This window comes from Aquipuribacter aurantiacus, assembly GCF_051216895.1.
Taxonomy (GTDB): Bacteria; Actinomycetota; Actinomycetes; order Actinomycetales; family JBBAYJ01; genus Aquipuribacter.
Map to the genome: position 1 here is coordinate 91,984 of NZ_JBPKAO010000012.1, position 25,902 is coordinate 117,885.

Below are 25,902 nucleotides of genomic sequence, written 5' to 3' on the forward strand. Positions count from 1 at the left end.
CTCTCGCCGGGACCGGCCCCGCGCACGGGGGTGCGGTCAGTGGCGCCTGACCGGACCGTCGTCCGGGTCGTGAGGACCACCCAGGCCCGCTCCCCCGACCTCGGGGGACCCCGGGGCGGGCGGGGGGTCCCCGGCGCCCGGACCCCCGGCCTCCTCGGCCAGCTCGTCGCGGAGCCGGGCGTCGGCCAGGTCGGAGCGCACCCGGACCCTGCGGACCCTCCGGTTCATGTCCCGGACCAGCAGGACCAGCGTCACCGCCACGAAGAACGTGACGAGGAAGCCGATCGTCCCCGGCGTGACGAGCTCGTCCGGGGGGGTGTCGGGGACGATCTCGGCGGGCTCGGGGGTGGCCGTCATGGCCAGGGACGTCCCCAGGTGGGCCGCCACTGCCTGCGCGACGTCGAGCGGGGTCACCGGGACGCCCCCGCACCCAGGTGCTCCCGGACGCCGGCGAACAGGTCGTCCTCGACGGTGTCGTCGCCCGAACCGACCACAGGACCCCCGACGTGGCTGCGCGCCAGCTCGAACTCCTCCGTCGGCCAGACCTGGCGGCGGGTCTCCGCCGGCACCGAGAACCACATGCCGTCCGGGTCGACCTGGGTCGCGTGGGCGCGCAGCGCGGCGTCCGCGGCGTCCAGGTAACCCGCGACGGGCACCCTGGTCGTGATGGGGCGCTCCTCGCGGTCGTCCCAGCGCTCCATCCACTCCGCGAACGGCGACTCGGCGCCCGCGTCCAGGAGGGCCTGGTGGTAGGTGAGGATCTTGGGCTTGGAGAAGGTCTGGTTGTAGTAGAGCTTGAGCGGCTGCCACGGCACCTCGCCGTGGCCCGCGTAGCGCCCGGGGTCGCCGGCGGCCTCGAAGGCCTCCATCGACACGTTGTGGCACATGATGTGGTCGGGGTGGGGGTAGCCGCCGTTCTCGTCGTACGTGGTCATCACGTGCGGCTTGAACTCGCGGACCAGCCGGACCAGCGGCGCGGCCGCGATCTCCAGCGGCTCCCGCGCGAAGCAGCCGTCGGGCAGCGGGGGCAGCGGGTCGCCCTCGGGCAGCCCCGAGTCGACGAACCCGAGCCAGCGGTGCTCCACACCGAGGATGCGGACGGCCTCGGCCATCTCCTTGCGGCGGAACCCGACGATGTCGCGCACGACCTCCGGGTCGTCCTGCAACCTGGGGTTGAGCACGTCGCCGCGCTCCCCCCCGGTGCAGCTCACGACCAGGACGCGGGCGCCCTCGGCCACGTAGCGGGCCATGGTGGCGGCCCCCTTGCTCGACTCGTCGTCGGGGTGCGCGTGCACCGCCATCAGGCGCAGCTGCTCGCCCACGTGTGTCCTCCTGCATCATTGGTACGTCGACCTGCGGGCCCACGGACCCGCGGGACAGTGTCCCCGACACCGGCGACACCCGTGGACCCGGACCACCCGGCAGACCGGGACGGGCCCCGGGCCCGGCATGGACCAGCACCACGCAGCACCCAGCGGCACGCACCACGGAGCACCAGCCGGCAGCAGAACAGAGGGAGCCCGATGAGCACGAGCGCAGGAGGGGGCGGCACGACGGCGCGGGCGCAGCAGGCGGGCGACGACGTCTCGGCGCGCTACGCACGTCCGCAGCGGCCCTGGCTCACCCGGACGCTGGCCGTGCTGGGGGTGGTGGCCGCGGTGGGCGCCTTCGCGCTGGTCGTGACCTCGCTGCTGGACGACGGCGTCCGCTTCCGCGACGTCTCGTTCGCGGTGGTCGACGAGGACCTGGTGCAGGTGCGGTTCGAGGTGTACGCCGACGAGGGCGACCTGGTGCGGTGTCAGGTGCGGGCCGCCGACGCCCGCTACGGCGACGTCGGGCAGGTCGACGTCGACCTGGGCCCGCTGCCGCCCGGCGGCGGTGAGGGCGCGACGGTGGACGTCCGGACGGTGGCGCCGGCCGCGAGCGCTTCCGTACGTGCCTGCGTGCGGCTGGAGTAGCGGGTATCCTCGGCCTCTTGCCCCTTGCAGGTGCCGGAGCCTGACGGCCCGCGGGGGCGGGGCAGGACGCCGGCGCAGCACCGTTGCCGCGGCCGCCCACCGCTGCGAGACGAGGAGACACCGCATGTCCGACACCAGCACCAACGTGACCTGGCTGACCCAGGAGGCCTACGACCGGCTCAAGGCCGAGCTCGACCACCTGACCGGCGAGGGCCGCCTGGAGCTGGCGCGCAAGATCGAGGCCGCGCGCGAGGAGGGCGACCTCAAGGAGAACGGCGGCTACCACGCGGCCAAGGACGAGCAGGGCAAGCAGGAGGCCCGGATCCGCCAGCTCGAGCAGATGCTCGAGGAGGCGCAGATCGGGGCCGCCGGTGACGTCGTCGTCGACGGCAAGGTCCACTCCGGGATGGTCGTGACCGCCGAGGTCGGCGGCGCGGAGGAGCGGTTCCTGCTGGGCAGCCGCGAGATGGCGGCCACGACCGACCTGGACGTCTTCAGCGAGAAGTCGCCGCTGGGCGGCGCCGTGCTGGGCAAGAAGGTCGGCACCAAGACCAAGTTCACCGCGCCCAACGGCCGCGAGATCCCCGTCAAGATCCTCAAGGCGGAGCCCTTCACGGGCTGAGCGGACCTGCCCGTCCGACGACGGCCCCCCACCTGCTGGTGGGGGGCCGTCGTCGTCGGCTCAGCGGGCGGCGGCGCGCTGGTACTGCCGGACGGTGAGCGGGACGAACACCACGAGGATGGCGATGCCCCACAGGACCGTGTAGAGCACCGGGTTCTCCAGCGCCCAGCCCTCGGGCGGCGGTGTGCCCTCCGGGATGTTGCCGAACAGCTCGCGGGAGGCCTGCGTCACGGTGGACACCGGGTTCCAGCTGGCGAACACCCGCAGCGGGGCGGGGAAGCTCTCCAGCGGCACGAACGTGTTCGCGATGAACGTCAGCGGGAAGATGACGATGAACGTGACGTTGTTGAACACCTCGGGCGTGCGGACCAGCAGGCCGAAGAACGCCATGATCCAGCTGATGCAGTAGGCGAAGAACAGCAGCAGCACGTAGCCCAGCAGCGCCTCGACCACCGAGGTGTCGATCCGCCAGCCGATGATCAGGCTGGTCAGGGACATGATGATGATCGTCAGGACGTTGTTGACGACGTCGGCGGTGGTGCGCCCGACCAGTACCGCGGACGGCGCCATGGGCAGGGAGCGGAACCGGTCGATGATGCCGGTCTTCACGTCCTGGGCCATCCCGGCGCCAGTGATGGTGGCGCCGAAGATGACCGTCTGGGCGAAGATGCCCGCGATCAGGTACTCGCGGTAGGCGGCCGGGTCGACCCGGCCGTCGCCGACCGTGATCGCACCCCCGAACACGTAGGCGAACAGCAGGATGAACATGATCGGGCTGACGATGGAGCCGACCAGCAGGTCGGGGACCCGCTTGATCTTGATGAGGTTGCGCCGGGCGACGGTCCAGCCGTCGTTCAGCGCCGTGAACGGGCCGGTCGTGACGACGGGCCGCTCGCGGGGGCCGCGCGGGCGGGGCGGGGTGGTGCCTGCGGTGGTGGTCCCGGTGGTGCTCATGCGGCTGCTCCTGCGGTCTGGTCGTCCTCGGCGCCGTGGCCGGTGAGGGTGAGGAAGACGTCGTCGAGGGTGGGGCGCCGGATGCCGGCGTCGAGGACCTGCACCCCGGCCGCGTCCAGGGCCCGGACCGCGTCGACGAGCATGCTGACGCCGCCGCTGACCGGGGCGGTCAGGGTGCGGGTGTGCTCCTCGACGCCCACCTCGTTGCCGGTCAGGCCGGCGAGGGCCTGCCGGGCCGGGGCCAGCTGCGAGGTCTCGGCCACCGTGACCTCGATCCGTTCGCCGCCCACCTGCTCCTTGAGCTCGTCCGCCGTGCCCTGGGCGATGACCCGGCCGTGGTCGATCACCGCGATCCGGTCGGCGAGCCGGTCGGCCTCCTCCAGGTACTGGGTGGTGAGCAGCAGCGTGGTGCCGCCCGCGACCAGCTCGGCGATGACGTCCCACATCCCGAGGCGGCTGCGGGGGTCCAGGCCCGTGGTCGGCTCGTCCAGGAACAGCACCTCGGGCTCGGCCACCAGGGCCCCGGCCAGGTCGAGCCGACGGCGCATGCCGCCGGAGTAGGTCCCGACCGGTCGCTTGGCCGCGTCCGTCAGGTCGAAGCGCTCGAGCAGCTCCCACGCCCGGGTCCGGGAGCGGGCCCGGCCCAGGTGGTAGAGCCGACCGACCATGTCGAGGTTCTCGTACCCGGTCAGGTTCTCGTCCACGGCGGCGTACTGACCGGACACCCCGATCCGGGACCGGAGCTCCTTGGCGTCGCGGACGACGTCGAGCCCGGCGACCGTCGCGTGGCCCTCGGTGGGCTGCAGCAGGGTGGTGAGCACCCGGACGGCGGTGGTCTTGCCGGCCCCGTTGGGTCCCAGCAGGCCCAGGACGGTGCCCTGGGCGACGCGCAGGTCCAGGCCGTCGAGCGCCCGGACCTTCTTCCCGTAGGTCTTGACTAGCCCTTCGGCCACGATGATGTCCGTCACGTGCTCGATGGTGACCGAGGGCACCGACAACGGGCGAACCATTTCGCGTTCGGCCGAGACGCCCCCCGGTGACGGCAGGGCCCTCAGTCCACCCGCACCCCGTAGCCCGCCTCGCGCAGCGCCGCCAGGACCGCGTCGCGGTGCTCCCCGCCGCGGGTCTCCAGCTGCAGCTCGACCTCGACCTCGTCCACGTCCAGGCGGGCCTCGGTGCGGCGGTGCTCCACCTCGACGAGGTTGGCGTCGGTGCGCCCGATGGCCTCCAGCAGGTGCCCGAGCTCGCCGGGGCGGTCGGCGATCTGCACCCGCAGCAGCAGGTAACGCCCGGCGGCGACCAGGCCGTGACGCAGCACGCGGTGCAGGACCAGCGGGTCCACGTTGCCGCCGGACAGCACCACGACCACGGGCGGCTCGAACGCCCCGGGGTCGGCCATCACGGCCGCGACCGCCGCGGCGCCGGCCGGCTCCACGACGAGCTTGGCCCGTTCCAGCATGAGCACGAGCGCCCGGGACAGGTCGGCCTCGGTGACGGTGACGACCCGGTCGACGTGCTCGGCCACGATGCCGAACGGGACCTCGCCCGGGCAGCCGACCGCGATGCCGTCGGCCATGGTCGACATCCGGCTCAGCGCCACGGGGTGCCCGGCGGCCAGCGAGGCGGGGTAGGCGGCGGCCTGGGCGGCCTGCGCCCCCACGACCGTGACCTCCCGGCCGCCGCGGCGGGCCCGGGCCGCGGCCAGCGCCACGCCGGCCAGCAGCCCTCCCCCGCCGGTGCAGACGACGACGGTCCGGGCGTGCGGCACCTGCTCGAGGACCTCCGCACCCAGCGAGGCCGCCCCGGCGACGACGTCGACGTGGTCGAACGGGTGGACCAGCACCGCCCCGGTGCGATCGGCGAGCTCCCGGGCCGCGACCAGCGCCTCGTCGACGCTGCGCCCGACGTGCTGGACCCTCGCGCCGTAGGCCTTGGTCGCCGCAACCTTGGGCAGCGCCGCCCCGACGGGCATGAAGACGGTCGCCTCCGCCCCCAGCAGCGACGCCGCGAGCGCCACGCCCTGCGCGTGGTTGCCCGCGCTGGCCGCCACCACGCCACGGGCCCGTTCGGCGTCGCTGAGCCGGGCGATCCGGGTGTAGGCGCCACGGATCTTGAACGACCCGGCGCGCTGGAGGTTCTCGCACTTGAGCCACACCTCGCCGCCGAGCAGGTTCGACAGCGCCCGGTTGCGCACCACGGGGGTCTGGCGGACGGTGCCGCTGAGCGCCGCCCGCGCCGCGTCGAGGTCGTCGTCGTCCAACGGGGTGCTCACTCGTACTGCTCCACCGGTGCGCTCGGGCGGACGTCCTCGCCCGGCGCCCGACCGGGGACCCGCGGCTCGCCCGGGTCGTCGGGCGGCACGCTGTCGTCCGGGTCGTCGTAGGGCACGTGGTGCGGCGCGGCCAGCGAGCGGACGAACGTGACGACCATGGCCAGCAGCGGCACCGCGAGGATGCCGCCGACGATCCCCGCCAGCACGATGCCCGTGGTGATGGCCGCCACCACCGCCAGCGGGTACAGCTCGACCGCCCGGCCCAGCAGCAGCGGCTGCAGCACGTAGGACTCGAGCTGCTGCACGGCGAACACCACGGCCAGCAGGATCAGCGCGGTCACCAGGCCCTCGCTGACCAGGGCGACCAGCACCGCGAGCGCCCCGGTGACGATGGCCCCGACCAGCGGCACGAACGCCCCGATGAAGGTGATGACCGCGATGGGCAGCGCGAAGGGCACGCCCAGCACCGCCGCCCCGATCCCGATGCCCAGTGCGTCGACCAGCGCCACCACCGGCAGCGCCCGGACGTAGCCGGACAGCGTGCCCCAGGACCGGCGACCGGCGACGTCGGCGCGGGGACGCCCGTCCCGGGGGAGCAGGCCCACCAGGAAGGTCCAGATCCGCTCGCCGTCGGCCAGGTAGAAGAACACCGCGAACACGGTCAGCAGGGCCCCGGTGAGGACCGAGGTGGCCGTCCCGGTGGCCACCACGGCGCCGGTGGCCAGGCTCTCCGACTGCTCCACGAACCCGGCGGCGGCCCCGGTGATGGCGTCGCGGACGTCGTTCAGGCTGACCCCCAGCAGGTCCGCGACGAAGGCGAGGATCTGGTCGAGACCCTCGGAGGCGGACGTGCCGAAGTCGCCGATCTGGCTGGCGATCTGCTGGGACACCACCGTGATGGCCGCCACGACCAGGGTCACGAAGACGACCACCGAGACGCCGGCGGCCGGGTAGCGCGGGACGCGCGCCCGCAGCAGACCGCGGTACAGCGGGGACAGCAGGGCCGCGACCAGGACCGCCAGCAGCAGCGGGACGGCGACCAGCTGCACCCGGCCCAGGACCAGGAACGCGAACAGGTAGACCGCCGCGCTCACCACCAGCAGCCGCCAGGCCCACGCCGTGGCGATCTCCAGCGCGCGCGGGACCTGCACCGGCGGCGGCGGGACCCTCCGGTCGCGCCGCGCGTCCGGGTGCCGGACGGGCGGCCCGGCGGGGCCCACCGGGTGCTCGGCGACGGGCTCGGCGGCGTCGGGCGGCGGCGGCATGGGCACATCCTTCACCCGACGGGCGTCCGGCGCGGACACGTGCCTACCCTGGCCGCATGTCGGCCTCGGTCACGCCGGAAGTCCCCACCCACCTCCCCACCACCCGCGGTGGGCTCCTCGCCTCGGGCTGGACCTCGCGCGACGTCCGGGCCGAGCTGCGGGAGAACCTGCTCCGGCAGCTGCGCGAAGGAGCACCCCGCTTCGACGGCGTGGTCGGCTTCGAGGACACCGTGCTGCCCGAGGTCGAGCGGGCGCTGCTGGCCGGGCACGACATGGTCCTGCTGGGCGAGCGCGGTCAGGGCAAGACCCGGCTGCTGCGCTCGCTGGTGCAGCTGCTGGACGAGTGGAGCCCGCACGCGGCCGGTTCGGAGCTGTTCGAGGACCCGCTGGCCCCGTTCCTGCCCGTCACCCGGGCCCGCGCCGCGGCCCTCGGTGACGACCTGCCGGTCGCCTGGCGGCACCGCAGCGAGCGCTACAACGAGAAGCTCGCCACCCCGGACACGAGCATCGGCGACCTGATCGGCGACGTGGACCCGGTGCGGGTGGCCGAGGGCCGCTCCCTCGGCGACCCCGAGACCATCCACTTCGGCCTGCTGCCGCGCACCAACCGCGGCATCTTCGCCGTGAACGAGCTGCCCGACCTGGCCGAACGGATCCAGGTGGGCCTGCTCAACGTGCTCGAGGAGCGCGACCTGCAGATCCGCGGCTACGCGCTGCGCCTGCCGCTGGACGTGCTGCTGGTGGCCAGCGCCAACCCCGAGGACTACACCAACCGGGGCCGCATCATCACCCCGCTCAAGGACCGGTTCGGCGCCGAGGTCCGCACGCACTACCCGGTCGACCTGGCCGCGGAGGTCGACCTGGTGACCCAGGAGGCCGCCGTCGGCCGCGACGGGGTGGCCCGGGTGCCGTCGCACCTGGTCGAGGTGCTGGCCCGCTGGACCCGCGCGGTCCGGGAGTCCCCGTCGGTGGACGCCCGCTCCGGGGTGTCGGCCCGGTTCGCCGTCGCCGCCACCGAGACCCTGGCCGCCGCGGCCGACCGCCGCGCTGCGCTGCTGGGCGAGGACGGTCCCGCGGTGGCGCGGGTCACCGACCTGGAGTCCGGCGTCGGCACCCTGCGCGGCAAGGTCGAGTTCGAGTCCGGCGAGGAGGGCCGCGAGTACGAGGTGCTGGCCCACCTGCTGCGCGTCGCGACCGCCGAGACCTGGCGCGACCGCCTCGGCGGGGCGGACCTGTCCGGGTTCCTGGACCGGGTGGCCGAGGGCGGGCACGTCGACGTCGGCGACGACGTCACCGTGCAGGACCTGCTGAGCAGCATCGGCACCGTCGAGGGCCTCGGTGCGGTGTGCTCCCGCCTGGGCCTGGAGGACGCCCCGCTGCCCGCGGAGGTGGCCGCCGTCGTCGAGTTCGTCCTGGAGGGCCTGCACCTGACCCGCCGCCTGGCCAAGGACGCCGTCGAGCCGGGCCGGACGCGGTTCAGCGCCCGCGCCCGTCCCCGCGCGGTCGGCGAGGACGGGTAGCCGTGGTCGACCCCAGGCCCGGGCGGGGCTACCGCTACGGCGTCTGGCGCGGGGGCGCGGACCCGCTCGCCCCGCCGTTCGACGTGCGGGCCGCGGTCGACGAGATCGGCGAGCGGGTGCTCGAGGGCGAGAGCCCGGCCGAGGCGGTGCGTCGGCTCCTGCGCGACGGCACGGCCGGACGTCCGGGCCTGGACGAGCTGCGGGCCCGGGCCGCCCGGCGTCGTCGCGAGGTGGCCCGCCGCGGTGACGCCGACGGCGCCCTCACCCGCGCCCGGGCCCGGCTGGACCAGGCCCTGGCGCTGGAGCGCGACGCCCTGGCGCAGCGGCAGGACGACGACGCCCGCTTCGACGAGACGAGGCTGGCGTCGCTCCCGAGCTCCACCAGCCGCGCGGTGGCCGAGCTCGCGGACTACTCGTGGACCTCGGCCGAGGCCGCGCAGGCGTTCCAGCAGGTCCTGGACGGGCTCCGGGACGACGTCCTCGACCACCAGTTCGACGGCATCTCCGACGCGCTGCGCCGGATGGCCCAGGACGGGACCGGCCCGGAGGCCGCCGCCGCGCTGCGGCAGATGATGGCCGACCTGGAGGAGCTGCTCGACGCGCACGCCCGCGGCGAGGACACCACCGAGCAGTTCGAGCGGTTCATGGCCGACCACGGCGACCTGGTGCCCGGTGAGCCCGCCGACACCGACGAGCTCATCGACGCCCTGGCCCGACGGCAGGCCGAGGCGCAACGGCTGATGCAGTCGATGAGCCCCGACCAGCGGGCGGAGCTGCAGGCGCTGATGCAGGCCGCGATGGGACGCGACCCCGGTCTGGGCGAGGCGATGGGGCGGCTCGGGGACCGGCTGCAGCAGCTGCGGCCCGGCGCGATGCGCCCGGGACCCGGTCGCGGCGGGCTCACCGGCAGCGAGCCGCTGGGCTTCGGCGAGGCGGCGGGAGCCCTGGGCGAGCTGGCCGACCTGGACGACCTGCTGGACTCCCTGGGCCAGGAGCACCCGGGCGCCACCCTGGACGACGTGGACGTCGAGCAGGTGGAGCGGGCGCTCGGCCGTTCGGCCGGGGAGGACGTGGCCGCGCTGCGCGAGCTGGAGCGGCAGCTGCGCGAGCAGGGCTGGGTGACCGGCCCGGCCGAGGACGCCCGGCTCAGCCCCAAGGCGATGCGCCGGCTGGGGCAGAGCGCGCTGCGGGCGATCGCGCAGCGGCTGTCCGGGCGGGGCCGCGGTGAGCACGACGACCCGCGCGCCGGCACGTCCGGCGAGCCCACGGGGGCCTGGCGGGAGTGGCGCTTCGGCGACGAGCAGGCCCTGGACGTGGTCCGCACCGTCACCAACGCCGTGCTCCGCACCGCGTCCGAGCCGGCCGCCGACCGGCAGCCCGGCGGCGACGGGTCGGTCCGGCTGGCGGTCGAGGACATGGCGGTCGTCGAGACCGAGAACCGCAGCCGGGCCGCGGTCGCGCTGTGCGTCGACCTGTCGTTCTCCATGGTCAGCGAGGGCCGGTGGGCCCCGATGAAACGGACCGCGCTGGCGCTGGGGCACCTGGTGAGCACCCGGTTCGCGCACGACTCGCTGCAGGTGATCGGCTTCGACCGGCACGCCCGGACGATGACGACGACCGAGCTGGCGCACGTGGAGCCGGCCTACGTGCAGGGCACCAACCTGGCCCACGCGCTGGCCCTGGCCCGGGAGCACGTGGGCCGGCACCCCGACGCGACCCCCGTCGTGCTGGTCGTGACCGACGGCGAGCCGACCGCCCACCTGGAGACCTGGACCCGCCCCGACGGCTCGCAGGAGGTGGAGGCGGTGTTCGACTGGCCGCCCGCGCCGGAGACCATCCGCGCCACGGTCCGCGAGGTCGACGCGCTGACCCGGATGAGGGTGCGGATCGACGTGGTCATGCTCGGCGAGGACCCCGGTCTGGTCCGGTTCGTCGACGCCATCGCCCGCCGCAACGGCGGGCGGGTGCTGTCGGCCGACCCCGACCGCCTGGGCGGCGCGGTCGTGGCGGACTACCTGCGGGCCCGGCGGGGCTGAAGCCCCGGGGGGTGGCACCCTCCGGGCCGAGGGAGGCGCTCCCCGCGCTGGTAGCGTGGCGACGGCGTGACCGGGTACGAACCGTCTGCAACCGCACGCCACGACAGCATCCACGGACAGACGACTTCGTCGCACGGAAGGCGGGCACGAGTGGCACAGGTGGCCGACAGCGCGGACGTCGCGCAGAGCGCGACCCTCGGCGAGGGCACCAAGGTGTGGCACCTCGCGCAGGTCCGTGAGGGGGCGACGCTGGGCCGGGACGTCGTCGTCGGGCGCGGCGCCTACGTGGGGACCGGGGTGCAGGTGGGCGACGGCTGCAAGATCCAGAACTACGCCCTGGTGTACGAGCCCGCGAGCCTGGCCGCCGGGGTCTTCATCGGCCCCGCCGTGGTCCTCACCAACGACACCTACCCCCGGGCGGTGAACCCCGACGGCTCGCCCAAGAGCGCGCACGACTGGGAGCCGGTCGGCGTCACCCTGCTGGAGGGGGCCTCCGTGGGGGCCCGTGCGGTCTGCGTCGCCCCCGTGACGATCGGCCGCTGGGCCACCGTGGGCGCGGGCGCCACCGTCGTGCGCGACGTCCCGGACCACGCACTGGTCGTCGGCTCGCCCGCCAGGCGCATCGCCTGGGTCGGCAAGGCCGGCGTGCCCCTGACGCCGGGGGACTCCCCCGGCACCTGGGTGTGCCCGTCATCGGGCGACACCTACCGAGAGAACGACGAGACCCTCGAGGAGATCTCATGAACGGCACCATGATCCCCGCGGCGCGGCCGATCATCGGCGACGACGAGCGCAACGCGGTCGACCGGGTCCTGCGCAGCGGCATGCTCGCCCAGGGCCCCGAGGTGGCGGCGTTCGAGCAGGAGTTCAGCGAGCAGCTGGTCGACGGCACGACGTGCGTCGCGGTCAGCGCCGGGACCACCGGGCTGCACCTGGGGCTGCTGGCCGCCGGGGTCGGCCCCGGTGACGAGGTCATCGTCCCCTCGTTCACGTTCGCCGCGACCGCCAACTCCGTCGCCCTCACCGGCGCCACCCCCGTCTTCGCGGACATCGAGCTGGACCAGTTCTGCCTGGACCCGGCCGCGGTCGAGGCCGCCATCACCCCGCGCACCAAGGGCGTGCTGGTCGTGCACCTGTACGGGCACCCGGCCGACCTGACCGCGCTGGAGGACATCTGCGCCCGGCACGGCATCGAGCTGTACGAGGACGCCGCCCAGGCGCACGGCGCCATGTGGCAGGGCCGGCACGTCGGCTCGTTCGGCCGCTTCGCCATGTTCAGCCTCTACCCCACCAAGAACATGACCTCCGGCGAGGGCGGCATGGTCTCGTGCGCCACCGACGAGATCGCCCGCCAGATGCGCCTGCTGCGCAACCAGGGCCAGGAGCGTCGCTACGAGAACGAGGTCGTCGGCTTCAACGCCCGCATGACCGACGTCCACGCCGCGATCGGCCGGGTGCAGCTGTCCAAGGTCGGCGGCTGGACCAAGCAGCGCCAGGAGAACGCCGCGTTCCTCGACGAGAACCTGTCCGGGGTCGTGGTGCCCCCGGTCGCCCCCGGCGCCGAGCACGTCTACCACCAGTACACGATCCGGGTCCCCGAGGACCGTGACGGCATGGCCAAGGCCCTCGCCGAGGAGCACGGCGTCGGCACGGGCGTCTACTACCCGATCCCCAACCACCGGCTGCCGTCGTTCCAGCTGACGTTGGACCTGCCCCGCACGGAGCAGGCCGCCCTGGAGGCGCTGTCGCTGCCGGTGCACCCGTCGCTGTCGCAGGACGACCTGCACCGCATCGTCACCGCGGTCAACACCGTCGCGGCGGCGGGGTCCTGATGGCGAACCTCCGCGCCGGCCTCATCGGCCTGGGGATGATGGGCCGCAACCACGCCCGGGTGCTGCGCACGATGGACGGCGTCGACCTGGTCGCCGTCGCCGACCCGGGCGGCGACCCCCACGGCGCCGCCGGCAGCCTGGAGCTGCTGCCGGACGTCCAGGCCCTCATCGCCGCCGGGATCGACATGGCCGTGGTGGCCGTGCCGACCGTGTTCCACGAGGAGGTCACCACGGCGCTGGCCGAGGCGGGCGTCCACGTCATGGTCGAGAAGCCCCTGGCCCCGGACGAGGCGAGCGCCACCCGCATCGCCGAGGCGTTCTCCTCGCGCGGGCTGGTCGGCTGCGTCGGCCACATCGAGCGCTTCAACCCTGCGCTGCAGGAGCTCAAGCGCCGCCTCGCCGCCGGCGACCTGGGCGAGCTGTACCAGGTCGTCACCCGCCGCCAGGGCCCGTTCCCGGCGCGCATCAACGACGTCGGCGTGGTCAAGGACCTGGCGACGCACGACATCGACCTCACCGCCTGGGTGACCGGCCGGTCGTACACCAGCGTGTCCGCGCGCACCGCCCACCGCAGCGGTCGCGACTTCGAGGACATGGTGGCCGCGGTCGGCATGCTCGAGGGCGACGTCGTGACCAACCACCTGGTCAACTGGCTCACCCCGTTCAAGGAGCGCGTCACCGTCGTGACGGGCGAGAAGGGCGCGTTCGTCGCCGACACCCTGGTGTCCGACCTGACGTTCTACGCCAACGGCACCGTCCCCACCGAGTGGGACTCGGTGGCGTCGTTCCGCGGCGTCAGCGAGGGCGACGTGGTGCGTCCGGCCATCGCCAAGCGGGAGCCCCTGCTGCGCGAGAACGAGGCGTTCCGCGACGCCGTGCTGGGCAAGGACTCCGACGTCGTGACCATGGAGCAGGGCCTGCGCACCGTCGTGGTCGCCGAGGCCTGCATCACGGCGGCCCGCGAGGGCCGGGTCGTCGACCTGACCTGAGCCGTCCGGGGGGACGGGTCCACTACCCTCGCGGGCGTGCCGTCCCCCCAGCCGACCGGATGACCGTCGAGCGCCCGACCGTCCTCGTGCTCGTGCAGTCACCCGTGGTCGGTGACGCGCGGGTCGTCCGGGAGGCCCGGAGCCTGGCGGCGGCGGGCTACCGCGTCGTCGTGGTCGGCCGGGGCGTCCCGGACGGCGCCGAGGACGTCCTGCCCGGCGTCGAGGTCCACGACGCCGGCCGGTCGCGGGGGCTGTCGCCGGGCGAGCCGAGCACCCGCCCGGCCCGCCCGGTCCGCCCGGCGGGCCAGGTCCGCCCGGCGAGCCAGGCCGCACGCCGGGGCCTGTTCCCGGCCGCGCGCTGGCTGCTGCTGCCCGAGCACCGGGCCCTCGTCGAGGCGAGGTGGCGCCGGTCGGCGGCCCGGCTGGTGGCCGACCTCTGGCGCGGTGCTCGCACCGGCCCGGTGGCCGTCCACGCCCACGACCGCAACACCCTGGCCCTGGCCACGACGCTGGCGCGACGGTGGCACGCGTCCCTGGTCTACGACGCCCACGAGCTGTGGTCCGACCGCACCCCGGCCGGTCGACCGGCGCCGGTGCGCGAGCGCGTCGCGACCAGGCGGGAGATGCGGCGGGCCCGACGGGCCGACGCCGTCCTGACCGTCAGCGACGGCATCGCCGACGTGCTGCGCGGCCGTGGTGTCCGCGACGTCGTCGTGGTGCGCAACACGTTCCCGCTCGGTGCGGACGGCGCGGCGGCCGCCCCGGCCCCGGCGCCGGACCACCCGCGGCTGGTCTACGCGGGCCGGATCGGGCGGGGACGGGACCTGGAGACCCTGGTCGCGGCCGCCGGGCAGGGCTGCGACGTGCTCCTGGTGGGGCCGGTCGAGCCCGGCCACCCGGACGCCACCGGCCCCGGGGTGCTGCAGCTGCCCGCCCGCCCGGTCGAGGAGCTGGACGCGCTGTACCGGGAGAACGGCATCGCGGCGATCACGCTGGACGCCAGCTGCCGCAACCACGAGCTGGCCCTGCCCAACAAGCTGTTCCACGCCGTCCGGGCCGGGGTCCCGGTGGTGGCCGCCGACCTGCCCGAGATCCGTCGCGTCGTCACCGAGCACGGGCTGGGGGCGCTCTACCGCCCCGGTGACGCCACCTCCCTGGCCACGGCGGCGCGGACCGTCCTGGCCGGGCACGACCGCTTCCGCGCCGCCGTCGCCACGGCCCGCGGGGCGCTGTCCTGGGAGCACGACGAGTCGACCCTGCTGCAGGTCTACCGGTCGTTGCGCCCGCCCGCGTCCCGGCCCGACGCGCCGGCCCCGGCGCCGTGAGGCCCGGTCGGCTGGCCGTCGTCGTCGGCAACGGGGTCGAGGGCGACTCCCGGGTGGTGCGCAGCGCGCTGGCCGGGCTCGACGCCGGCTGGCAGGTGCTGGTCCTCGGCCGCAGCAGCACCGGGCAGGTGGAGCACCTGGAGCTGTCCGGGGTGCCCGTCACCCGGGTACCGGTCACGACGGGTGCCAGCCGCAGCCTCGAGGGACGTCGCCGGCTGCGCGGGCGCGACCGGGCCCTGCCCGGTCGTCGGCCCCGGCTGGCGCACGGGGCCTGGCGGCTGCTGGACCCCTGGGTGCAGGACCTGGAGCTGGCCCTGGCGCCGGAGCTGGAGGGGTTCCGGCCCGACGTCGTCCACGCCCACGACCGTCACACCCTGCCCCTGGTCGGGCGCAGCAGCGCGGTGCTCGCGGCCGCCGGTCACCGCAACGCCTGGGTCCTGGACGCGCACGAGGACGTCTCGGCCACGGCGGCCCGCGGGGCCGGCGGGCTGCGGGGACGGGCCCGGACCGCCATGGTCGTCGGCGAGCAGGCCGAGATGGTCGCCCTCGCCGACGCCGTCGTCACGGTGTCGGAGCCGCTGGCGCAGAAGCTGCAGGAGGACCACCGCCTGCCGCAGCGGCCCACGGTGGTGCTCAACTCCCCGCTGCCGCCCCCGCCGGGCCCGGACCCCCACCCGGGCGGGGTCCGGGCGGCGGCCGGCGTGGCCGCGGACGTCCCGCTGCTGGTCTACGTGGGCGGCTGCGCCCCCCAGCGCGGGGTGGCCACCCTGGTCGACGCCGTCGCCGCCTCCCCGCCGTGGCACCTGGCCCTGGTGGCGTCCGAGGACGACCGCGACGCCACCGCCCTGCTCGCCCGGGCCGCCGCCGCCGGCGCCGGGGCGCGGGTGCACCGCGTGGCCTACGTCGAGCCCGAACGGGTCGCCGCGTTCCTGCGCAGCGCCGACCTGGGCGTCGTGCCCCTGCTGCACCGGCCCAACCACGAGATCTCGCTGGTCACCAAGTACCTGGAGTACCTGCACGCGGGCCTCCCGGTGGTGGTGAGCGACGTCCGCGAGATGGCCCGCTTCACCACCGACCACGGCCTGGGCACGGTGTTCCCGGCCGGTGACGCCGCGGGGCTGGCCGCGGCGGTCACCGACGCGCTGGCGCGGGGCCCGGCGCTGCGGGCGGCGGTCGCGGCCAGCCCCGCGGTCGCGGCCACCGCCTGGCCCGCCCAGGCGCGCACGCTCGCCTCGGTCTACGCCCGGGTCCGTCCCGACGCCTGAGTCAGGCCGCGGCCGACCGGGCGCCCACCGGCCCGGCGGTACAGTCGCGCCCGATGTCCACCACACCCTCCGGGCGCAGGCCACGCGTCCTGTACCTGGCGTTCTACTTCCCGCCCACCCGCGCGAGCGGGGTTTTCCGCGCCCGCGCCACGGCCAACCACCTGGCCGAGCAGGGCTGGGACGTCACCGTCCACACGGCGCCGCGGAAGTTCTTCACCGAGTACATCGACTCCTGCGACGACACCCTCGAGGCGACGGTGCACCCCGACGTCCGCGTCGTCCGCCCGGGGATGAGCTTCTACCGGTGGACCACCGACATCCGCGCCTACGGCCGGTTCCGGGGAACCTTCCCCGCGCTGGCCACGGCCCTGCACCGGTTCCAGACCGAGCGCTTGTTCCCCGAGCACTACGCCTCCTGGATCCCCCGCGTCGTGGCCCGCGCCCTGCTCGAGCACCGTCGTCGTCGCTACGACGTCGTGGTCGCGACGGGCAACCCGTTCGCGTCGTTCGCGGCCGCCTGGGTGCTGCACAAGGTGCTGCGGATCCCCTACGTCGTCGACTACCGGGACGCGTGGACGTTCAACCAGTTCACCGAGGAGCTCAAGTACCCGCCGGGCCACGACGCCTGGACCTGGGAGGAGCGGGTGCTGCGCGAGGCGTCCGAGGTCGTGTTCGTCAACGACGGGATGCGGCAGTGGTACGCCGAGCGCTACCCGTTCGCGGCGGACGCCATGACCGTGGTGCCCAACGGCTGGGAGCCGGAGTTCCTCGACGGGCTCGCCCCCGCGACCGCCCCGCCCGAGCGCCCGCTGCGCTTCGGGTACGTGGGCACCGTGACCGACGCCATGCCGATCGAGGAGCTGTTCGCGGGCTGGCGGATCGCCCGCGAGCACCCCGCCCTGGCCGGGGCGACGCTCCACGTCCACGGCCACCTCGGCTTCTTCCCCGGCCACGTCCCGGTCCTGCTGGACCGGATGCCCACCGAGGAGGGCATCGGCGTCTCCTACGACGGCCCGGCCGACAAGGCCGACGTGGCCGCGGTGTACGACTCGCTGGACGTGCTCCTGTTCTGGGTGCCGGGCGCCCGCTACGTGACCTCGGGGAAGGTGTTCGAGTACATGGCCACCGGCAAGCCGATCGTGTCGGTCCACGACCCGCAGATCGCGGCCGTGGACGTCCTCCAGGGGCACCCGCGCTGGGTCCCCACGCCGTCGCTGTCCGCGCAGGACGTGGCCGCCTCGCTCGTCGCCGGGGCCGAGATGGCCCGCAGCACGACCCAGCCGGACCTCGACCGTGCCCGCGAGCACGCGGCCCGGTACACCCGCTCGGCGGTCTTCACCCCGTTCGAGGAGCGGCTGAGGGAGCTGACCCGTGCCTGACCTCACCGTCACCACCCCCTGGTACCCCTGCGTCAACAACCCGTTCGCCGGGTCGTTCGTGCAGAGCGCCGTCGAGGCCGTCGCCCCGCGGCTCGACCACGTCACGGTCGTCCACTCCGAGGACTACCCCACCCCGGCGGACCGGGTGGGCTCCGGCCTCGTCCGCACGCTGTTCCACCGCCTCGTCGACGGCCCCGGGGCCCGCGTCCCGATCGCCCCCGTCCGGGTGCACGAGGCCGACCTGGTGCGCGTGCCGGCCCCCGTGGTGCCCTCCCGCGACTACGCCCAGCACGCCCGCACCCACGAGGCCTCGGTCCGGGCCGCGCTGCCGGGCGGGCGGATCGACTCCGACCGAGGCCTCGGTCCGGGCCGCGCTGCCGGGCGGGCGGATCGACTCCGACCGAGGCCTCGGTCCGGGCCGCGCTGCCGGGCGGGCGGATCGACTCCGACGTCGTCCACGGCCACGTCGGCACCTACGGCGGCTGGGTCGCCGTGCAGCTGGCCCGCCCCGGCGCGCGCGTCTTCGTCACCGAGCACGCCACGTTCCTGGACCGCATCCTCGCCCAGCCCGCCGCCCGGGCGATGTACGGGCAGGTGATCGACCGCTGCACGACGTTCTTCTGCGTCAGCGAGGTGCTGCGCGGCAAGGTGGTCACGGCGTTCCCCCAGCACGAGGCCAAGGTCGTCGTGGTGCCCAACGCGGTGGCGGTCGAACGCATCCCGATGCGCCCGCGACCGGTGTCCGAGCTGCGCCGGTGGCTGTACCTGGGGCGGCTGCTGGAGCACAAGGGCGTCCGCCGCCTGCTGGAGTCCTTCGCCGTGTGCGCCCTGGACGACCCCGACCTGGAGCTGACCATGGTCGGCGGTGGCCGGCTGCTGCCGGAGCTGCGGGACCGCGCCGCCGCGCTCGGGCTCGCCGACCGGGTCCACCTGCCCGGTCCCGTCCCCCACGAGCAGGTCGTCGACCTGCTCCACGACTCCGACCTGCTGGTGCACCTGAGCACGTACGAGACCTTCGGCATGACGGTCGTGGAGGCCGTGGCGTCGGGGCTGCCCGTCCTCGTCACCCGCAGCGGCGGCCCCGAGGAGACGCTGGCCGGCGTCGAGCACCTGGCCGGCGCCACCGTGGCCGTCGAGGGCGGCACGGTCGAGGTGGTCCGGGCCTACCGCGAGCTGGTCCGACGGCTGCCGGCGCTCGACCTGCCCGCCGCCCGCGAGGTGATGGCCGCCCGGTACGGCCAGCAGGCGGTCGCCACGCAGCTGATGGCCCACTACACCGGCACACCCGGTGCCACCGCGACCCGGGAGGTCCCCCAGCCATGAAGGTCCTGTTCCTGGCCCTGACCCACATCCGCGCCGCGGCCATCAAGCGGCACAGCCACTTCCTGCTCGAGCACGGCGTCGACGTGGTGCTCATCACCGGTGCCCGTGAGCCCTGGGACGCCGAGGGCCTGGACGAGCGGGTCCAGGTGCACACCCTGGAGCAGGGCGAGGCCCGCAACCCCGTGCTCCGCGTGGAGCGGCTCGTCATCCACGCCCCGCGCTTCCTGCTGGGGCTGCTGCAGCGGCTGCTGGGCCGCCGCTCCGGGCCGGTGGACGCGGTGCGGGCCCGCTACGACCGGCTGGCGCAGGCCTTCCACCGACGCGTGTTCATGCGGGGCTACCGGGTGCTGCGGCCCTGGCTGCTGTGGCGCGTGGCCCGCCGGGACGTCCTGCCCCGCCTGGACGTGGCGTCCTTCGACGAGGTCGTCGTGGGCGACTCCCACGCCATCCCCCTGGGGTGGCACCTGGCCCGGCTGCACCCGGACCTCAAGGTGGGGTTCTCCTTGGACCGCGCGGCCTACGGCGACGCCACCGACCCCGGCGACCCCGAGGTGGACACGGCGGCCGACGGCTCGCCGGGCGACGTGCGGGTCAACGCCAGCGACCTGTGAGCCTGACCGTCACGGGTACGCTGCGAGCGGTCGGGCCGTCTGTCTGAGCACTCGGACCCGGAGCAACCACCCCTGAGGCAGACGACGAGAGGCGCCACCGGATGAGCACAGCCGTGAGAGGCCCCGACAACGAGGTGCAGGTCTACAAGCCGCACCGCGCCGGGCTTCCCCCGCTGCGCCCGTACTTCCGGGACCTGTGGGGCCGGCGGCAGTTCGCGAGCGAGCTGAGCCGGGCCACCATGCGGGCCGCCAACAGCACGACGTTCTTCGGGCGGCTGTGGCTGGTCCTCAACCCGCTGCTGCTGGCGGCGGTCTACTACGTCCTCATCGTCATCATCAGCGGCAGCGGCGGGGTCGACCGCCTGCTCAACCTCATCGCGGGGCTGTTCCTCTTCTACTTCGTGTCCAGCGCGATGACGACCGGCGCGTCGTCGGTGACCAGCAGCGGCAAGCTGGTCTCCACCACGGCGTTCCCGCGCCTGCTGATGCCGCTGTCGGCCGTGCGGACCGCGTTCTACCGGTTCCTGCCCGCCCTGGTCGTCTACTTCCCGATCCACATCGCCGCCGGCGGCCCCTGGTCCTTCAGGATGCTCCTGTCGGTCGTGTTCCTGGCCTACGCCGTGGTGTTCGCCGCCGGTCTGGCCTCGCTGTTCGCGGTCCTGCAGGTCTACTTCCGCGACACCAGCAGCTTCCTGCCCTACTTCGCGCGGCTGTGGCTCTACCTGTCACCGGTGCTGTGGCTGGAGAGCGACGTGGCCGAGCGGTTCGGCGAGACCGCTGCCCGCTTCGCCCAGGTCAACCCGCTCTACAGCATCATCGGCGGCTGGACGGACCTGGTCGTGCGCTCCGAGATGCCCCCGCCCGCGTTCTGGCTCTTCGGCCTGCTGTGGGCGCTCGTCGCGGCCCTGCTCGGCTCCACCATGTTCATGTCCCGGGAGCGTGATTTCTCTGTCCGTCTCTGACGCCACCTCGCCCGCCGTCACCGGGGCCACGGAGCCGTTCGCCGTCCGCGTCAAGGACGTGTCCGTCACCTACCGGACCACGTTCGAGGCCCGGCCCACGCTGCGCGACACCCTCGGCAACTTCGGCCGCCGGACCCGTCGGGTCCACGAGATCAACGCTCTGCGCAACATCTCCTTCGACGTGCCCAACGGCACCGCGATGGGGATCGTCGGGTCCAACGGCGCCGGCAAGTCCACCCTGGTGCGGACGCTGGCGGGGGTCCTCACCCCCACGACGGGGCAGATCGAGGTCCGGGGCCGGATCAGCGCCCTGCTCGCGCTGGGCGTGGGGTTCAACGCCAACCTGTCCGGTCGGGAGAACGTCATGCTGGGCGGTCTGGCCGCCGGGCTGTCGCGCAAGCAGGTCAACGAGCGCGCCGAGATGATCACGGAGTTCGCCGAGCTCGACGAGTTCATCGACCTGCCGATGAGGGTCTACTCCTCCGGCATGTACAGCCGCCTCGCGTTCGCGGTCTCGGTGCACATGGACCCGGACATCCTGCTGATCGACGAGGCGCTGTCCACCGGTGACGCGCACTTCAAGGCCAAGGCCGCCGCGAAGATGACGGAGCTGATGGCCTCGGCCCGCGCCATCTTCCTGGTCAGCCACTCCATGGCCAGCGTCCGCGAGCTCTGCAACCGGGCGATCTGGATCAACAAGGGGACCCTGATGATGGAGGGCACCCCCGACGAGGTGATCACCGCCTACACCCGTTTCGTCAAGGTGGGGCCGGACGCGTTCACCATGGACGACCTCTGAGGCTGGGCCGGCGCGCCGGCCGCGGTCGGCCCGGGCCGGATCGCCCGCAGCTGTCCGTGGTGACCAGCGGGCACGACGTGGCCGACGCCCGGCTGCACCGGGTCGTGGCCGCGGCCGTCGAGGTCGGGCTCCGGGTCGAGGTCCTGGGCCTGGGTGACGTCGCCGACGCCCCCGCCGGCACCACGGCCCGGACCTGGCGGCGTCGCGGCCCCGTCGGCCGGGCCCTGCTCGCAGCCTGGCTGCCGTGGACGGCCGACGGTGACGTCCTGCTCTGCCCCGACCCCGACAGCCTGCTGGGCGGCCGGCTCGCCACCCTGCTGCGTCGGCGCCGGCTGGTGGCGGACGTGCACGAGGACTACGCGGCGCTGCTGCGGGACCGGGCCTGGGCCCGGGGCCCGGCGCTGCTGGTGGCCCGGCTGCTCGTGCGGGTGGCCGGGGCCGTGGCCGCGCGCGCCGACCTGACCGTGGTCGCCGACGACCACGTCCCGCCGGCCGCGCCGGCGTGCCGGCGACGTCTGGTGGTCCGCAACATGCCCGACGCGGACCTGATGCGCCGGGCCCGGACCGCCGCGACCGCGGAGGAGGCGGGCCGGACCGCGGAGGAGAGGGTGCTCGCGGTCTACGTGGGCGACGTCCGCCGCTCCCGGGGCCTGCTCACCATGGTCGAGGCCGTCGCGGCCGCCCCGGGCTGGGAGCTCGACCTGGTCGGACCGGTGTCGGCACCGGACCGGGCCTGGGTGCAGGAGCGGCTGCGGTCCCCCGACGTGGCCGGCCGGGTCCGGCTGCACGGCCGGCTCACCCCGGAGCGGGCCTGGCAGGTCGCCGCCCGGGCCCAGGTGGGGGTGGCCCTGCTGGAGCAGACCCCGGCCTTCACCGACGCCGTGCCCACGAAGGTCTACGAGTACGCCGCGGCGGGCCTGGCGGTCCTGGCCTCCCCCCTGCCCCGGGTCGCGGCGCTGCTGGACAGCAGCGGCGGCGGCGAGCTGGCCACCACCGCCGAGGAGGCCGCCGCGGTGCTGCGGGGCTGGTCGACCGAGCCGTCCCGGCTGCTCGCGCGCCGCCGGGCCGCGACGTCCTGGGGCGACACCATCCTGGGCGAGGCGTCCCCGTACCGGGTCCTCGCCGAGGCGCTGGACGCGCTCGCGCGTACCGGGCGCCGCCACCCGAACCGATAGTCTGCGACCAGTCCCCGCACCGCGAGACCAGGAGAGTTCCACGTGAAGATCGTCGTCATCGCGCTCGGCAAGATCGGCCTCCCGCTGGCCGTCCAGTTCGCCAGCCGCGGGCACGAGGTCATCGGCGTCGACGTCAACTCCGCCACCGTCGCGACGGTCAACGGGGGCCAGGAGCCGTTCCCCGGCGAGGCCGAGCTCGACGTCCGGCTGTCCGCCGTCGTGTCCGAGGGCCGGCTCCGCGCGACCACCGACTACGGCGACGCCGTGCCCGGGGCCGACGCGGTCGTCGTCGTGGTGCCCCTGTTCGTGGACTCCGACGGGACGCCGGAGTTCTCGCTGATGGACGGCGCCACGCGCTCCATCGCGCAGCACCTGACCGCCGGGACGCTGGTCTCCTACGAGACGACGCTGCCGGTCGGCACGACCCGCAACCGGCTCAAGCCCATCCTCGAGGAGGGCTCCGGCCTGACCGAGGGCACCGACTTCCACATGGTGTTCTCGCCCGAGCGGGTGCTGACCGGTCGGGTCTTCGCCGACCTGCGCAAGTACCCCAAGCTGATCGGTGGGCTGTCCCCGGCCGGCGCGGAGCGCGCGACCACGCTCTACGAGGCGGTGCTGGAGTTCGACGAGCGCCCCGACCTGGTCCGCCCCAACGGCGTCTGGGACCTGGGCAGCGCCGAGGCGGCCGAGATGGCCAAGCTCGCCGAGACCACCTACCGCGACGTCAACATCGGCCTGGCGAACCAGTTCGCCCGGTTCGCGGCGGACAACGGCATCGACGTGTACCAGGTGATCGAGGCCAGCAACTCCCAGCCGTACTCCCACATCCACAACCCCGGCATCGCCGTCGGCGGGCACTGCATCCCCGTCTACCCGCGGCTGTACCTGTCCAACGACCCCGACGCGACCATCGTCAGCACCGCCCGCGCGGCCAACGCCGCGATGCCGGCCTATGCCGTGCAGCGCCTGCGCGACGCCCACGGCGACCTGACCGGGGCCCGGGTCGCCGTGCTGGGCGCCTCCTACCGCGGTGGGGTCAAGGAGACGGCGTTCTCCGGCGTCTTCGACACCGTCGCCGCGCTGCGCGGGCTCGGCGCCGTCCCGCTCGTGCACGACCCGATGTACACCGACGACGAGCTGGGGCGGCTGGGGTTCGCGCCCTACCACCTGGGCGAGCCAGTGGACGCGGCCGTCGTCCAGGCCGACCACGCCGAGTACCGCACGGTCGGGGCCGAGGACCTGCCCGGCGTCCGCACCCTCCTCGACGGCCGTCGCACCACCGACCCGGCCCGCTTCGACGGCGTGACCCGGCTGGTCATCGGGGCCTGACCCAGCCGAAGGCAGGACCTTTGGCCCTCCCGCGACGGCGGTCCGGCGAGTACGGTCGTCCGCAGTCATGCCTCAAGGCGTGGTCGAGGTCGACCGAATACCGGTGCATCATGCTGAAGCGACGTCCCGTCCTCGTTGTCCTGCTGGCCGCCGTGCTGGCGTTCCTGCCCTCCACCGCGGCCCAGGCCGACCCACCGGTGTCCGCCCCGGCGTCGGGCCAGCTGCTGCTGGACGGCCGGGGCTACGGCCACGGTCGTGGCATGTCGCAGTGGGGCGCCTTCGGCGCCGCGTCCCAGGGGCTCGCCTGGCCGCAGATCCTGGCGTTCTACTACCCGGGCACCACCCGCACGGTGCTGGGCAACTCCGACATCCGGATCTGGGTGAGCCGGGACGACAACAACGACGTCCGGGTCGACCCGCGCTCCGGGCTGTCGCTGCAGTCGGGGGGTCGCACCGTCCTGCTGCCCACGGGCAGCGCCTACGACTCCTGGCGCCTGGTGCGCTCCGCCGGCGTGGTGGTCCTCCAGCGGCTCGACGGGTCGACCTGGTCCACCTTCCCGGTGAGCGGCGGCGTGGGCGCGAACCCGCAGCTGGTGTCCGCGGCGGGCCCCCTGCGCCTGGTCCTGCCCGACGGCACCCGCGCGGAGATCCCCGGGGCGCTGCGCGCCCTCCCGTACGGCTCGTCCGTCCTGCGCACCGTGGCCGTGCTGCCGATGGAGACCTACCTGCGCGGGGTCGTTCCCGCGGAGATGCCGGCGGGCTGGCACACCGACGCACTGCGCGCCCAGGCCGTCGCGGCCCGGACCTACGCCGCCCGGCTGCGGGCGACCGCCCCGGCCAGCCGGGGCTACGACGCCTGCGACACCGTGAGCTGCCAGGTCTGGAACGGCTCGGCGACCTACCGCGCGGACGGCACCCTGCTGCGCCAGCACCAGCACCCGCGGACCGACACGGCGATCGCTGCGACCGCCGGCACGGTCCTCACCTCCGGCGGCTCCCTCATCCTCACCGAGTTCAGCGCCTCCAACGGCGGCTGGACCACGGCCAGCAGCCTGCCGTACCAGGTCGCGAAGGCCGACCCCTACGACGCCCTGCAGGCCCCGGACGACAACGCCTGGCAGAAGAACGTCTCCGTCACGACCGTGCAGAACACCTACCCCGCGATCGGGTCCCTGCGCACCGTCACCATCACGCAGCGGACCGGGGCCGGCCCGTACGGCGGGCGGGTGCTGCAGATGAGGCTGGCGGGGTCCCGGGGCGCCGTGACCATCACCGGCGAGCAGGCCCGCAGCGCCTTCGGCCTGCGCAGCACCCTGTTCACCGTCCTGGGCGACCCCGCGTTCACCCGGGACTTCACCGGGGACGGGTACCCCGACGTGCTGGCCATCACCTCGACCGGGCTGTTGCTGGCCTACCGGGGCGGCCCCGACGGCCGGTTCACCGGCAGCCAGCAGATCGGCAACGGCTGGGGAGCCCGGGACCTGGTCACGCAGGTGGGCGACTGGGACGGCGACGGGGCCGCCGACGTGGTGGCCCGCGACCCCTCGACGGGCGCCCTGTGGCTGTACCGGGGCAACGGCCGCGGCGGGTTCGCCGGCGCGCGCACCCTCGGCGTCGGCTGGGGCGTGGCCGACACCCTGATCGGTCCCGGCGACTGGGACGGCGACGGGGCCGCCGACGTGGTGGCCCGTGACCCCTCGACGGGCGCCCTGTGGCTGTACCGGGGCAACGGCCGCGGCGGGTTCGCCGGCGCGCGCACCATCGGCGTCGGCTGGGGCGTGGCCGACACCCTGATCGGTCCCGGCGACTGGGACGGCGACGGCGCGGTCGACCTGCTCATGCGCCGCCCCGCCGACGGCTCGCTGTGGCTGTACCGCGGCAACGGGACGGGCGGCTTCGCCGGGGGCAAGCAGATCGGCAACGGCTGGCGCGGGATGACGCTGCTGACCGCGGTGGGCGACGTGGACGACGACGGCGACCCCGACCTCGTCGCGGTCAGCCGCGCCGGCGTCCCGCTGCTGTACACCAGCAACGGTGTCGGTGGTTTCGGCCCGACCAGCCCGCTCGGCACGTCGCTGGACGCCTCGACGGCGCTGCTCGGGCCCGGCGACTTCGACGGCGACGGCCGGCCGGACCTGCTGCGTCGGGACACCGTGGGCCGGCTGTTCCTGCTGCCCGGCACCGGCGGTCCGGGGTTCGGCCCCGCGACCCAGGTCGGCCAGGGCTGGTCCTTGCTGCGTCTGGTGGGGTGACGGAGCGTCCGCACCGTTCCCCCGAACGGGCATG

The 25,902-nt window shown here is 74.7% G+C and carries 23 protein-coding genes; 17 read left to right on the forward strand and 6 right to left on the reverse strand.

The window, feature by feature from the left end:
- Window positions 1-36 precede the first annotated feature (36 nt).
- Together ACR80Q_RS15185 and mca are read right to left on the reverse strand one after the other, a co-directional pair.
- A complete protein-coding gene (locus tag ACR80Q_RS15185; RefSeq protein WP_435378482.1) occupies window positions 37-414 on the reverse strand; it encodes a hypothetical protein in 378 nt (125 codons plus the stop codon).
- A complete protein-coding gene (mca, locus tag ACR80Q_RS15190) occupies window positions 411-1,322 on the reverse strand; it encodes a mycothiol conjugate amidase Mca (protein WP_435378483.1) in 912 nt (303 codons plus the stop codon). The genes ACR80Q_RS15185 and mca overlap by 4 nt, the downstream gene beginning before the upstream one ends.
- Window positions 1,323-1,523: 201 nt before the next feature.
- Here mca and ACR80Q_RS15195 point away from each other — a divergent pair, with 201 nt between their 5' ends.
- Both ACR80Q_RS15195 and greA read left to right on the forward strand, forming a co-directional pair.
- Window positions 1,524-1,958, forward strand: coding sequence for a DUF4307 domain-containing protein (locus ACR80Q_RS15195; protein WP_435378484.1), 435 nt, complete (start codon window positions 1,524-1,526; stop codon window positions 1,956-1,958).
- Window positions 1,959-2,082: 124 nt separating this feature from the next.
- Window positions 2,083-2,580, forward strand: a complete 498-nt coding sequence (gene greA, locus ACR80Q_RS15200; protein WP_435378485.1) for a transcription elongation factor GreA — start codon at window positions 2,083-2,085, stop codon at window positions 2,578-2,580.
- A gap of 60 nt (window positions 2,581-2,640) precedes the next feature.
- Here the strand turns inward: greA and ACR80Q_RS15205 are convergent, their stop codons facing one another.
- The 4 genes from ACR80Q_RS15205 to ACR80Q_RS15220 all read right to left on the reverse strand — a co-directional run bounded on the left by ACR80Q_RS15205 (window position 2,641) and on the right by ACR80Q_RS15220 (window position 7,071).
- Entirely contained in the window at window positions 2,641-3,534 is an 894-nt protein-coding gene (locus tag ACR80Q_RS15205; protein WP_435378486.1) for an ABC transporter permease, read from the reverse strand.
- Window positions 3,531-4,502: an ATP-binding cassette domain-containing protein gene (locus tag ACR80Q_RS15210; RefSeq protein WP_435378487.1), complete on the reverse strand. Its 972-nt coding sequence runs from the start codon at window positions 4,500-4,502 to the stop codon at window positions 3,531-3,533. The genes ACR80Q_RS15205 and ACR80Q_RS15210 overlap by 4 nt, the downstream gene beginning before the upstream one ends.
- An 83-nt stretch (window positions 4,503-4,585) precedes the next feature.
- Window positions 4,586-5,806, reverse strand: a complete 1,221-nt coding sequence (gene ilvA / locus ACR80Q_RS15215; RefSeq protein WP_435378488.1) for a threonine ammonia-lyase — start codon at window positions 5,804-5,806, stop codon at window positions 4,586-4,588.
- On the reverse strand, window positions 5,803-7,071 hold the full coding sequence (locus ACR80Q_RS15220; RefSeq protein WP_435378489.1) for an AI-2E family transporter: 1,269 nt from the start codon (window positions 7,069-7,071) through the stop codon (window positions 5,803-5,805). The genes ilvA and ACR80Q_RS15220 overlap by 4 nt, the downstream gene beginning before the upstream one ends.
- A gap of 56 nt (window positions 7,072-7,127) precedes the next feature.
- Here ACR80Q_RS15220 and ACR80Q_RS15225 point away from each other — a divergent pair, with 56 nt between their 5' ends.
- The 15 genes from ACR80Q_RS15225 (at window position 7,128) to ACR80Q_RS15295 (ending at window position 25,868) form a co-directional block, all read left to right on the forward strand.
- Window positions 7,128-8,591 carry a magnesium chelatase ATPase subunit I gene (locus ACR80Q_RS15225; protein ID WP_435378490.1) on the forward strand — a complete coding sequence of 488 codons (1,464 nt, stop codon included), beginning with the start codon at window positions 7,128-7,130 and terminating at the stop codon, window positions 8,589-8,591.
- Between the two features lie 2 nt (window positions 8,592-8,593).
- On the forward strand, window positions 8,594-10,627 hold the full coding sequence (locus tag ACR80Q_RS15230; protein ID WP_435378491.1) for a vWA domain-containing protein: 2,034 nt from the start codon (window positions 8,594-8,596) through the stop codon (window positions 10,625-10,627).
- 150 nt (window positions 10,628-10,777) lie between these two features.
- Window positions 10,778-11,371: an acyltransferase gene (locus ACR80Q_RS15235; protein ID WP_435378492.1), complete on the forward strand. Its 594-nt coding sequence runs from the start codon at window positions 10,778-10,780 to the stop codon at window positions 11,369-11,371.
- The gene (locus tag ACR80Q_RS15240; protein WP_435378493.1) at window positions 11,368-12,459 is read left to right on the forward strand and encodes a DegT/DnrJ/EryC1/StrS family aminotransferase; all 1,092 of its coding nucleotides are present in this window, start codon (window positions 11,368-11,370) and stop codon (window positions 12,457-12,459) included. The genes ACR80Q_RS15235 and ACR80Q_RS15240 overlap by 4 nt, the downstream gene beginning before the upstream one ends.
- A complete protein-coding gene (locus tag ACR80Q_RS15245) occupies window positions 12,459-13,448 on the forward strand; it encodes a Gfo/Idh/MocA family oxidoreductase (RefSeq protein WP_435378494.1) in 990 nt (329 codons plus the stop codon). Before ACR80Q_RS15240 ends, ACR80Q_RS15245 begins: the two co-directional genes overlap by 1 nt.
- Before the next feature lie 59 nt (window positions 13,449-13,507).
- A complete protein-coding gene (locus tag ACR80Q_RS15250; RefSeq protein WP_435378495.1) occupies window positions 13,508-14,773 on the forward strand; it encodes a glycosyltransferase in 1,266 nt (421 codons plus the stop codon).
- Window positions 14,770-16,038, forward strand: a complete 1,269-nt coding sequence (locus ACR80Q_RS15255; protein WP_435378496.1) for a glycosyltransferase family 4 protein — start codon at window positions 14,770-14,772, stop codon at window positions 16,036-16,038. Before ACR80Q_RS15250 ends, ACR80Q_RS15255 begins: the two co-directional genes overlap by 4 nt.
- Window positions 16,039-16,091: 53 nt before the next feature.
- On the forward strand, window positions 16,092-17,417 hold the full coding sequence (locus tag ACR80Q_RS15260; protein ID WP_435378497.1) for a glycosyltransferase: 1,326 nt from the start codon (window positions 16,092-16,094) through the stop codon (window positions 17,415-17,417).
- Window positions 17,418-17,444: 27 nt separating this feature from the next.
- Window positions 17,445-18,740 (forward strand): glycosyltransferase, encoded by a 1,296-nt coding sequence (locus ACR80Q_RS15265; protein ID WP_435378531.1) that lies wholly within the window; start codon window positions 17,445-17,447, stop codon window positions 18,738-18,740.
- Window positions 18,737-19,351: a hypothetical protein gene (locus tag ACR80Q_RS15270; RefSeq protein WP_435378498.1), complete on the forward strand. Its 615-nt coding sequence runs from the start codon at window positions 18,737-18,739 to the stop codon at window positions 19,349-19,351. Before ACR80Q_RS15265 ends, ACR80Q_RS15270 begins: the two co-directional genes overlap by 4 nt.
- Window positions 19,352-19,452: 101 nt before the next feature.
- A complete protein-coding gene (locus tag ACR80Q_RS15275) occupies window positions 19,453-20,313 on the forward strand; it encodes an ABC transporter permease (RefSeq protein ID WP_435378499.1) in 861 nt (286 codons plus the stop codon).
- Complete coding sequence (locus ACR80Q_RS15280; protein ID WP_435378500.1) at window positions 20,291-21,112, forward strand: ABC transporter ATP-binding protein; 822 nt, start codon at window positions 20,291-20,293, stop codon at window positions 21,110-21,112. Before ACR80Q_RS15275 ends, ACR80Q_RS15280 begins: the two co-directional genes overlap by 23 nt.
- Before the next feature lie 59 nt (window positions 21,113-21,171).
- Window positions 21,172-22,287 carry a glycosyltransferase family protein gene (locus ACR80Q_RS15285; protein WP_435378501.1) on the forward strand — a complete coding sequence of 372 codons (1,116 nt, stop codon included), beginning with the start codon at window positions 21,172-21,174 and terminating at the stop codon, window positions 22,285-22,287.
- 42 nt (window positions 22,288-22,329) lie between these two features.
- Complete coding sequence (locus ACR80Q_RS15290) at window positions 22,330-23,616, forward strand: nucleotide sugar dehydrogenase (protein WP_435378502.1); 1,287 nt, start codon at window positions 22,330-22,332, stop codon at window positions 23,614-23,616.
- Between the two features lie 110 nt (window positions 23,617-23,726).
- On the forward strand, window positions 23,727-25,868 hold the full coding sequence (locus tag ACR80Q_RS15295) for a SpoIID/LytB domain-containing protein (protein ID WP_435378503.1): 2,142 nt from the start codon (window positions 23,727-23,729) through the stop codon (window positions 25,866-25,868).
- The last annotated feature ends 34 nt before the right edge of the window (window positions 25,869-25,902 follow it).

Excerpts from the sequence above, each read along its gene's own strand:
- ACR80Q_RS15195 (WP_435378484.1), top strand. The coding sequence starts at position 1,524 with ATGAGCACGAGCGCAGGAGGGGGCGGCACGACGGCGCGGGCGCAGCAG.
- greA (WP_435378485.1), top strand. The coding sequence starts at position 2,083 with ATGTCCGACACCAGCACCAACGTGACCTGGCTGACCCAGGAGGCCTAC.
- ACR80Q_RS15205 (WP_435378486.1), bottom strand. The coding sequence starts at position 3,534 with ATGAGCACCACCGGGACCACCACCGCAGGCACCACCCCGCCCCGCCCG.
- ACR80Q_RS15220 (WP_435378489.1), bottom strand. The coding sequence starts at position 7,071 with ATGCCGCCGCCGCCCGACGCCGCCGAGCCCGTCGCCGAGCACCCGGTG.
- ACR80Q_RS15225 (WP_435378490.1), top strand. The coding sequence starts at position 7,128 with ATGTCGGCCTCGGTCACGCCGGAAGTCCCCACCCACCTCCCCACCACC.
- ACR80Q_RS15240 (WP_435378493.1), top strand. The coding sequence starts at position 11,368 with ATGAACGGCACCATGATCCCCGCGGCGCGGCCGATCATCGGCGACGAC.
- ACR80Q_RS15245 (WP_435378494.1), top strand. The coding sequence starts at position 12,459 with ATGGCGAACCTCCGCGCCGGCCTCATCGGCCTGGGGATGATGGGCCGC.
- ACR80Q_RS15250 (WP_435378495.1), top strand. The coding sequence starts at position 13,508 with ATGACCGTCGAGCGCCCGACCGTCCTCGTGCTCGTGCAGTCACCCGTG.
- ACR80Q_RS15260 (WP_435378497.1), top strand. The coding sequence starts at position 16,092 with ATGTCCACCACACCCTCCGGGCGCAGGCCACGCGTCCTGTACCTGGCG.
- ACR80Q_RS15270 (WP_435378498.1), top strand. The coding sequence starts at position 18,737 with ATGAAGGTCCTGTTCCTGGCCCTGACCCACATCCGCGCCGCGGCCATC.
- ACR80Q_RS15275 (WP_435378499.1), top strand. The coding sequence starts at position 19,453 with ATGAGCACAGCCGTGAGAGGCCCCGACAACGAGGTGCAGGTCTACAAG.
- ACR80Q_RS15295 (WP_435378503.1), top strand. The coding sequence starts at position 23,727 with ATGCTGAAGCGACGTCCCGTCCTCGTTGTCCTGCTGGCCGCCGTGCTG.